Raw genomic sequence first — 8,643 nt, 5'->3', positions numbered from 1 at the left:
CAAATTTCTTGTCAATCGGATAGGGGGAGCAAACCTCATCCACCGGGCCGTCGATCTGAAGTCCGTTGTTATCCACAATCACGACCAGATTATCCAGCTTTCTGTGACCTGCGAACATCGCAGCTTCCCAGACCTGGCCTTCCTCGATCTCCCCGTCGCCAAGGAGTGTATAAACACGGTAATCTTTCTTCTGCAGTTTCGCAGAGAGTGCCATTCCGACCGCAGCAGAGATTCCCTGTCCCAGAGAACCGCTGGACATATCCACGCCTGGAATATGCTTTCTGTCCGGATGTCCCTGTAAATAGGAACCGGTATGACGCAGTGTCTTCAAATCCTCTACCGGAAAGAATCCACGGTGGGCCAGTGTGGAGTAGTATCCGGGCGCCACATGGCCCTTCGATAATACAAAACGGTCACGGTCGTCCTTTAAAGGCTGTTCCGGATCGATGTTCATTTCTTTATAATAGAGCCAGGTAAATAAGTCCGCTGCCGACAGTGATCCGCCCGGATGGCCGGACTTTGCGCTGTGAACCGCCGTCACGATGCCTTTTCGTATCTCATTGGCTGTTTTTTCTAGTTCCAGATAGTCGCTCAATCCCGTGTCCTCCTCTTACTCTCCGAATACTGCCTTATAATCAGCCTGGAATTTTGCGATTCCCTGATCTGTCAGCGGATGCTTTGTCATCTGCTCAATTACGCTGTAAGGAACGGTGGCGATATCGGCTCCGGCAAGGGCACAGTCAATAACATGGATCGGATTGCGGACACTTGCTGCGATGATCTCAGTTGTGATTCCCGCCACATTGAACATTTCTGCAATGGTTTCGATTAAATCGATGCCTGGCATGGAAATATCATCGAGACGTCCTAAGAATGGAGATACATAGGTCGCACCGGCTCTGGCTGCCAGCAATGCCTGGTTCGCGCTGAATACGAGTGTTACGTTTGTCTTAATGCCTTCCGCGGTCAGCACCTTAACGGCCTTTAAGCCTTCTACTGTCATCGGAATTTTAACTACCATGTTCGGATGGATCGCAGCAATCTCACGTCCCTCTTTAATCATGCCTTCTGCGTCTGTCGTGGTAGCCTTCACTTCGCCGCTGATCGGTCCGTCTACTATGGAAGCAATCTCTCTGATAACCTCGTTAAAGTCTCTTCCTTCTTTTGCAATCAGAGATGGGTTTGTGGTTACTCCACAGATCACTCCCATATCATTTGCCTTTCTGATATCCTCCACTTTCGCTGTGTCAACAAAAAATTTCATCGCTGTTCTCCTCTTCTTTTTTATTTTTGAATTAATTTCTTCCTTCGGTTTATGTATTAATTCAATTAATTAATATTTCTAGTTAAACAATACCACATTTTAGGAAAATGTCAACAGAAAAATAGAAAAAAACGGCGATTTTGATTTTACTCAAAACCGCCGTCTCTGATAACAGCGCTTTCAGTCCGCGATCCTTTCGTGTTCCCTGGTGATCTGCGCGATCGGGCACTTCTGCAGCCCATGTTGTGTACAGTAAAGATATAAATACCCGCCCTTCCTTACCATCGGCAGTCGGAATTCCGGGTTCTGCTCCGGATACAGCCGGTTTAAATAGATACGGTCATGGTAGACAAGGGCAGCAAAAGAAATATAATGATCCTTGCGCATATCATGATTCACGGTCACATAATACTCCAAGTCAATTTCCCTCAGGACAGCCTTATGTTCCTCCGAGCACGAAACCGGAATTAACGGTTTTAACTTTCTCCCGCAGCAGGAAATCGACGCGTTTCCCGTGCTTACAAGAATATTGCCGCAGGTAGGACATACATAGAAGAGTGTTTTTTCCAGCTTGCCCACATCCGGGCGGTTGGGACTCAATTCTCCCTGAAGCAGTTTTAATATGTCGGCGCCCAGCACCGTGGACAGATCATCCCACAGCGATACATCCGGACAGCCCAGACCACGCTCCCACTTGGAGACAGTCTTGTTGCTGATTCGTAAAAGGTCAGCAACCTGCTGCTGCGTCATTCCTTTTTCTTTTCGGAACTGCATAATCAAGCGGCCCACTTTTGCACAATCCATTGTATTTCCTCCATGCCATAAATACTGCATATATATACTGCCCATATCGCACTTTATTGCAAAGCACCGCCCGTCACCCGCACACCAGCCACTCATTCCGTGGATAGTCATGGAGAACTTTGGCGCCGTTCACCGTCATAAATATCTGGTCCTCGATTCGGATTCCGAATTTTCCGGGCAGGTAGATGCCCGGTTCCACGGAGAACGCGAGTCCGGGCTCGATCACACTTTTATCGCCGGAAGCCGCGCACGGTTCCTCGTGGGTATCAATTCCGATCCCGTGCCCTGTCCTGTGGGTGAAATACTCCCCGTAGCCGGCTTCAGCGATCACACGTCTCGCCGCGTTGTCAACATCCTCCATCCGTCCGCCCAGGACGGCCGCACCCTGTCCGGCCTCCAGCGCCGCCAGCACGATTCCATACACGGCCTCGAACTCCCGTCTCTTATCGTTCTCTCCACAGCCACCGTAGAAATAAAAGGTCCTCGACATATCTGAGCAGTATCCCCTGTATTTGCCTCCAAAATCCACCAGAAGACACGCATCCGCTGAAATGATGCCATCTTTTCCCGTATAATGAGGCACCGCCGCATGGGCTCCCGCACAGACAAGGGCTCCTGCCTCTGATATCCCCCGCAGTTCCATCTCCCTGCAAAGGGCATCGGCAAACGCTCCCTCCGTTTTACCAATCCAGCCGCTGCCGGCCTTCATAACCGCCTTTAACGCTTCCGTGCATCTGCTGCAGGCTTCCTCCATGAGGCTCTGTTCCTGTTCATTTTTATATCGTCTCATCCAGCCCAGGATCTCACGATGGAGGACAAAGCGTGTTCGGGCAAATGCTTCCTGCAGCGGAACCAGGAATCCAGCCGGCATTGATGCGCCGATACCTATTTTCCCGTAAGGAAGCCTCTTTTTCTCCAACTGCTCCAAAAGTAAGGAGACCGCATTTTCGCCGTCCTTCCACGTAACCACTTCTGTTTCCGGAATGCCCCATCCGGCCACCTCCTGTCCGTATACGTCGTTGACAAACAGGAAGTCTCTCCCTTCCGCCGGCACCACGTAAACATTCAGACGCTCATCCGACATCATGCATTTTCCCAGCAGATAAACCATATCTGAGGATGGCGTTATGAGGAGCAGGTCAACGCCCTGCTCCTTCATGGCCTCTTTTACTCTCTCATTTACAGATTTCTTCAATTGCCTCCAGCTCCTCCTTTGAAAACTCTGTCCTGTCGATTATTTTTATATTCTCCACAATCTGCTCCGGCCTCGAAGCACCGATTAACACGCTCGTCACGTCACCGTCTCTTAATACCCAGGACAGTGCCATCTGGGCAAGCTTTTGCCCTCTTCCTTCCGCTATTTCATGAAGAGCACGGATCTGGGACAACCGCTTTTCAGTCAGCGCACTCTCCTTTAAGAAACGTCCGTCTCGTCTGATCCGGCTGTCCTCAGGGATTCCATGAAGATACTTCTCAGTCAGCATCCCCTGGGCCAGAGGGCTGAATGCGATAATGCCGCAGCCGTGAGTTTTTGCATACGTCTTTAATCCGTCTGTTTCGATATGGCGGTCGAATATATTGTAGCTGCTCTGATTAATGATAAACGGACACTTTAAATCTGTCAGTATCGCCATTGCCTCTTTCGTATGCTCCTGATCGTAATTGGAAATGCCTGCATACAGAGCTTTTCCGCTCCTGACAATCTGATCCAGCGCCATCATGGTTTCCACGAGAGGCGTATCCGGGTCCATGCGGTGATGGTAGAAAATGTCCACATAGTCCAGCTTCATCCGTTTCAGGCTGGCATCCAGGCTGGAGATCAGGTATTTTCTGCTTCCTCCATCCCCATACGGCCCCGGCCACATATCGTACCCGGCTTTTGTGCTGATTACCAGCTCATCCCGGTACGGATGCAGCTCCTGCTCCATAATTCTGCCGAAATTTTCTTCCGCGCTTCCATACACGGGACCGTAATTATTAGCCAGATCAAAATGAGTGATTCCATGGTCAAATGCAGTGTAACACATTGCCTTCATATTGTCAAAATTATCCCTGCTTCCAAAATTATGCCACAATCCCAGTGATACGGCCGGAAGCTTAAGCCCACTGTTCCCGCAGTGAAAATACTTCATCTGTCCGTAACGATTTTCGTTTGCCTGATACATCAGATGCACCTCCTTGCTGTCTCCAGCACCCATTTGATATGTTCCGGATCGATATCGTCCGGCAGGCTGCAGTCCGGCCCTAATATAAACCCTTTTTTGCCGCCCAGCGCGATGATCCGTCTGGTCTCTTCCTCTATCGCCTCTTTGTCTCCCCTGTAGAGCACTCCGCATCTGCGGTTGTCAAAACCGCCCCACGCTGCTCTCCCTCCGAAGAATTCCCGGATCTGCACCGGATCCAGGTGGTCTACATACATGGCCCAGCTGACCGCAGCCGACTCATAATCCTTCCATACCTCCATCCGGTTGGTGGTTCCCGCCTCATCCGCGTCCCAGCCACAGCAGTGGAGAATCGTATAATGCCCTGGCGTATTGGCCTGCGCCAGTACTTTTTTGTCGCTTGGCGTTACCCAGCTGCGGTACTCATCGTAGGTGAATCTGGTGATCTCTGCGTTCTGAACACTATAGAATACTCCGTCGCATCCGGCCTCCTCCAGTAATCCCTCCACCAGGCTGCATACATCCTCCGCTATGACATCACAGGCGTAGCGGACCGCGTCCGGATCTTCCCTCATACATTCCATCATTTTATCCCAGCCCACTTCCAGCCGCAGATAAGACAGAGGACAGAACATGGTGTAAAAAATACAGCATTCTCCCTTTAATTCCCTGACAATGGCTTTCGCCCGCTCCACCTGTTCCCGGATAAAGGGGTGATCCTTTCCGATCGGCTTCATCCCGTAAAGCTGTCTGGCACTCTCCAGGTTTATAAGCGTCTTTTCCGGCCAGCCAAAATATCCGTCACAGGATATTTTTAAGAAATCCAGATCCATATCTCTGTAAAATTTGATCTGCTCTCTGATAAAAATCTCTCCATGGCTCTGTTCCGGTGGGAAATGCCGCCAAAAACAGCCCGGAACATAGTCCACTTCCTCGTTATTCAGTGCCGCTAATACACGTTCTCTCTTATTCATCACAATTCCTCCTGATTATCCCCAAACCAATGCATGGGGGTTCTTTAATCCAGTGCAAGCAGGGTGGCAATATAAATGACAACAGCCTCCAAAAGCTGGGAAAAGTCAAGAGACTCGTCAGGCTGGTGACAGTCGCCCGAAGCGCCCGGTCTTTTCGGATCCTGATAGATTCTCTTCGTTTCCAATGACATGCCATACGATACGGCGTTCGGCAGTTTTCTGGCATAGGTTCCCCCACTCATGGTAAACGGCCTGCTGTCCTTTCCAGTTACTGTGCGGTAAGCGCTCATCACCGTTTTCACCGTATCGCTCTCCGGGTCCAGATAATAAGGCTTCTCATCCTTTTTAATGACAGCCTTACAGCCGTAAAGTCCGGCCAGATGCACCAGCCGCTCTCCAAGCTCTGCCCCCACAGCCCCGGTGATCGGATAACGGTGATCCGACTGCATCCATACGTACTTTTTCGATCCGTCCTCTTGATACCGCGCTATGTTCAGCGCTCCGCAAAGCGCTCCTGAAAGCTCATCCTCACACGCAATTCCAGCACCGTTTCCATAGAAATCACCGTTCATCCTGCACAGGAACTGAAACAGCCTTCGGTCTTCTTCCTGAAAGAATTCCAGATCCTGCAGCGCTTCCGTCAGGACATACAGCGCATGGATGCTTCCTTCCGGAAATCCGACATGGCCACCGATTCCAAGCGCCTTCACCTTCAGACTCTCCGGTTCTTCCTCCACGGTAATCCTATTCTTTTCCAAATGCTGCAGGGCTTCCATAAGCCCGGGAACCTTTTTGAGCCGGATGTGCGCTTCACCCGGAATAGAATTCACACTGCTCCCGGCGGACAGCCCCAGAATCAGGCTGTCCGGCTCCAGCTGTTTTTCATAAGTAAGATTTAAAATCCCCTTTTCCCCATGTCCCAGCGGAAAGGCACAGTCTGCCACCAGCTGAAAGCCATCCATTTTGTAATGGCTCATAAAGTACTCCATATCCTCCATGCCCCGCTCTTCGCTGCAGCCTGTAAAGAGTACAAAATTATGACGGAGTCCCAGCCGCTCCTCTTCTTCCTTCAGATACCGCAGCGCGTACAGTGCGCCGGCGGCCGGTCCCTTATTGTCCTGGATTCCTCTTCCGATCAGAAAACCGTCCTTTTCGCTCATCTCATAAGCCGGAAAGGTCCAGCCGTCTCCCGCCGCCACTACGTCCAGATGGTTCCAGACAGAGATCGCATTCTCCCCATAGACGTAAGGGCGCAGTCCCATTCCGGCAAAGTGATATTCATAGTTGGTCGCTGTTAGGCCGTATGAGGCAGCGATCGCCATCATTTCCTCCAAAACCTTTTTGCATTCCTTCCCATACGGTTTCTCACCGCTGTCCGGTTCGGAGACGCTTGGGACAGCCACCAGCCGTCTTAAATCTTCTTTTAATTCCTCTTTATGGCCGTATACCCATTCTCTGATCTTCTCTAATTCCTGTTGATTGAACTTACTCTCCATCGCTCCGCTCCTTAACATGTCTTCTTCGCTACCCCTTCAGTCCAGCCGTAGACACGCCTTCCACAAATGTCTTCTGCGCAATGGCAAACAGGATCAGACACGGAAGAATCGCCACGACCGACATGGCCATGATCTGATCCCAGGCATTCTTTCCGGCACTGTCCAGCATCAGCCGCAGTCCCAGGGAAATCGGAAACTTCTTCGTACTGTTGATGTAAATAAGGGGATTGAAATAATCGTTCCAGCTCCATAGTGACTGGAAAATCACGCAGGATACCAGCGCCGGCTTTGCCAGCGGCACGATTAAATAGATCAGGATTCGCAAAGAACCGCAGCCATCCAGCTTTGCCGACTCATCCAGTTCCGTTGGAATTCCCCGTATAAACTGCAGTACCATATAGATCAAAAAAGCCGAGCTTCCCAGGGCAGCGGGTACGATAAAAGGCAGGTAGGTATTGAGCCAGCCCATCTTATTGAAAATAAGATATTTGGGAATCATGGTCACAGTACCGGGAAGCATCAGGGTCGACAGCATCATGGCGAATAAAAATCCCTTGAACGGGAAATCAAATCTGGCAAATCCATATCCTACCAGAGTGCTGGATATAACGGTCAGCAGCACGCTGGGGACCACCAGCAGGAACGTATTTTTCATAAAATGTCCCATGCTGTATACGCCTCCGCCCGACTTCCAGCCCTCGATATAGGCATTCAGACTTATATGGGTAGGCAGAAGGGCGGAAGAGCCAAAGATTTCAGCGTTCGTTTTAAATGTGGCAAAGAACATCCATACCAGCGGATAAATGAGGACGATTCCCACGGTTATAAGAAACACGTACATCACGCCCCGCCTTATTTTCTTTTTCATCTGGCGCCACCTCCATCGTTGTAAAATACCCATAAGTTGGATGATTTGAAAATCACCAGGGTAACTGTGATCATGATCACAAACAGAATCCATGATAAGGCACAGGCATACCCCATTTTGTAATACTTAAAGGCTTCATCATACACCTTCAAAATATAAAGATATGTGGACTTCATGGGGCCGCCGTTAGTGATGACAAATGCTCCCGTAAACTCCTGAAATGCGGAGACCAGCTGCATAACCAGATTAAAAAGGATCGTAGGGGTAATCAGAGGGATCGTGACAGACCAGAAGCACCTGACGCTGCCTGCTCCGTCCACTCTGGCCGATTCATAAAGCTCGGCAGGCACATTTTTAAGGGCGGATAAGAATACCACCATAGAAGACCCGAACTGCCAGACTGCCAGCAGACTCAGCGTAAACAGTGCGATCCTGGGGTTACTGAGCCAGCCCACCGGTTTGATGCCGAACCAGGAAAGCATGGTATTGATGGTACCGTTTCCCGAGAACAGGAAGCGCCACAGTACAGCGATTGCCACACTGCCTCCCAGGATCGACGGCAGATAATATACCGTACGGAAGATGCCGATTCCCTTTACCCGCAAATTCAGCAGCATGGCGATAAACAGTGCAAACGCCAGCTTTAGCGGAACTGCTATGGCAACGTAAATGAGTGTAATCTTTAGAGAATGCCAGATTTCTCTGTCCTTCTTAAAAATAGTTATAAAGTTCTCCAATCCGACCCAATTGGGGGTCCCCACCATGGCATAATCCGTGAAGGAATAGTATAGTGATGCCAGGAACGGATAGAGCTGAAGCGCCAGAAAGCCTATGAGCCATGGCGATATGTAAATAAGCCCCTCAATACGGCTTAAGCTTTTTATTTTTTTTCCCATTGCAATTCTCCTTTCGCCGGTAAAGCCGCTGCCGCACGGTTTGCGTTCTTCCGTGCGGCAGCTTCTTCTTTACTTTTTAATTCTCTGCAGAACCTCTTCCAGAGCAGTAAAAGTCGACTCTACCGCTTCCGGAGTCGCCATCCCATAAGCAACCTTGGAGAATTCGTCGGTAAGGGTAT

The 8,643-nt window shown here is 50.1% G+C and carries 9 protein-coding genes; all 9 read right to left on the bottom strand.

From position 1 onward, the window contains the following. The coding region (locus tag ACLTD4_RS29185; RefSeq protein ID WP_412331775.1) for a transketolase at positions 1-595 on the bottom strand (595 nt) is incomplete at its 3' end. A gap of 15 nt (positions 596-610) precedes the next feature. Next, a complete protein-coding gene (gene fsa, locus ACLTD4_RS29180; RefSeq protein WP_055660720.1) occupies positions 611-1,264 on the bottom strand; it encodes a fructose-6-phosphate aldolase in 654 nt (217 codons plus the stop codon). Between the two features lie 180 nt (positions 1,265-1,444). Further along, positions 1,445-2,068: a helix-turn-helix domain-containing protein gene (locus ACLTD4_RS29175; protein ID WP_055660722.1), complete on the bottom strand. Its 624-nt coding sequence runs from the start codon at positions 2,066-2,068 to the stop codon at positions 1,445-1,447. Between the two features lie 73 nt (positions 2,069-2,141). Then, positions 2,142-3,263, bottom strand: coding sequence for a M24 family metallopeptidase (locus tag ACLTD4_RS29170; RefSeq protein WP_117623570.1), 1,122 nt, complete (start codon positions 3,261-3,263; stop codon positions 2,142-2,144). Continuing rightward, on the bottom strand, positions 3,244-4,233 hold the full coding sequence (gene mgrA / locus ACLTD4_RS29165; protein ID WP_278321611.1) for an L-glyceraldehyde 3-phosphate reductase: 990 nt from the start codon (positions 4,231-4,233) through the stop codon (positions 3,244-3,246). Before mgrA ends, ACLTD4_RS29170 begins: the two co-directional genes overlap by 20 nt. Further along, on the bottom strand, positions 4,233-5,204 hold the full coding sequence (locus ACLTD4_RS29160) for a uroporphyrinogen decarboxylase family protein (protein ID WP_055660724.1): 972 nt from the start codon (positions 5,202-5,204) through the stop codon (positions 4,233-4,235). The genes mgrA and ACLTD4_RS29160 overlap by 1 nt, the downstream gene beginning before the upstream one ends. 44 nt (positions 5,205-5,248) lie before the next feature. Beyond that, positions 5,249-6,700 carry a Sapep family Mn(2+)-dependent dipeptidase gene (locus ACLTD4_RS29155; protein ID WP_181991309.1) on the bottom strand — a complete coding sequence of 484 codons (1,452 nt, stop codon included), beginning with the start codon at positions 6,698-6,700 and terminating at the stop codon, positions 5,249-5,251. A gap of 28 nt (positions 6,701-6,728) precedes the next feature. Further along, on the bottom strand, positions 6,729-7,568 hold the full coding sequence (locus ACLTD4_RS29150) for a carbohydrate ABC transporter permease (protein ID WP_055660728.1): 840 nt from the start codon (positions 7,566-7,568) through the stop codon (positions 6,729-6,731). Then, the gene (locus tag ACLTD4_RS29145; RefSeq protein ID WP_055660730.1) at positions 7,565-8,464 is read right to left on the bottom strand and encodes a carbohydrate ABC transporter permease; all 900 of its coding nucleotides are present in this window, start codon (positions 8,462-8,464) and stop codon (positions 7,565-7,567) included. Before ACLTD4_RS29145 ends, ACLTD4_RS29150 begins: the two co-directional genes overlap by 4 nt. Positions 8,465-8,643: the final 179 nt, after the last annotated feature.

It is taken from the genome of Hungatella sp. (assembly GCF_046966825.1).
The sequence above is the reverse complement of the archived record's forward strand: the minus strand, read 5'-3'. Positions and strand labels throughout refer to the sequence as shown.

Coding starts and splice junctions, on each gene's coding strand:
- fsa (WP_055660720.1), bottom strand. CDS start 1,264: ATGAAATTTTTTGTTGACACAGCGAAAGTGGAGGATATCAGAAAGGCA.
- ACLTD4_RS29175 (WP_055660722.1), bottom strand. CDS start 2,068: ATGGATTGTGCAAAAGTGGGCCGCTTGATTATGCAGTTCCGAAAAGAA.
- mgrA (WP_278321611.1), bottom strand. CDS start 4,233: ATGTATCAGGCAAACGAAAATCGTTACGGACAGATGAAGTATTTTCAC.
- ACLTD4_RS29160 (WP_055660724.1), bottom strand. CDS start 5,204: ATGAATAAGAGAGAACGTGTATTAGCGGCACTGAATAACGAGGAAGTG.
- ACLTD4_RS29155 (WP_181991309.1), bottom strand. CDS start 6,700: ATGGAGAGTAAGTTCAATCAACAGGAATTAGAGAAGATCAGAGAATGG.
- ACLTD4_RS29150 (WP_055660728.1), bottom strand. CDS start 7,568: ATGAAAAAGAAAATAAGGCGGGGCGTGATGTACGTGTTTCTTATAACC.
- ACLTD4_RS29145 (WP_055660730.1), bottom strand. CDS start 8,464: ATGGGAAAAAAAATAAAAAGCTTAAGCCGTATTGAGGGGCTTATTTAC.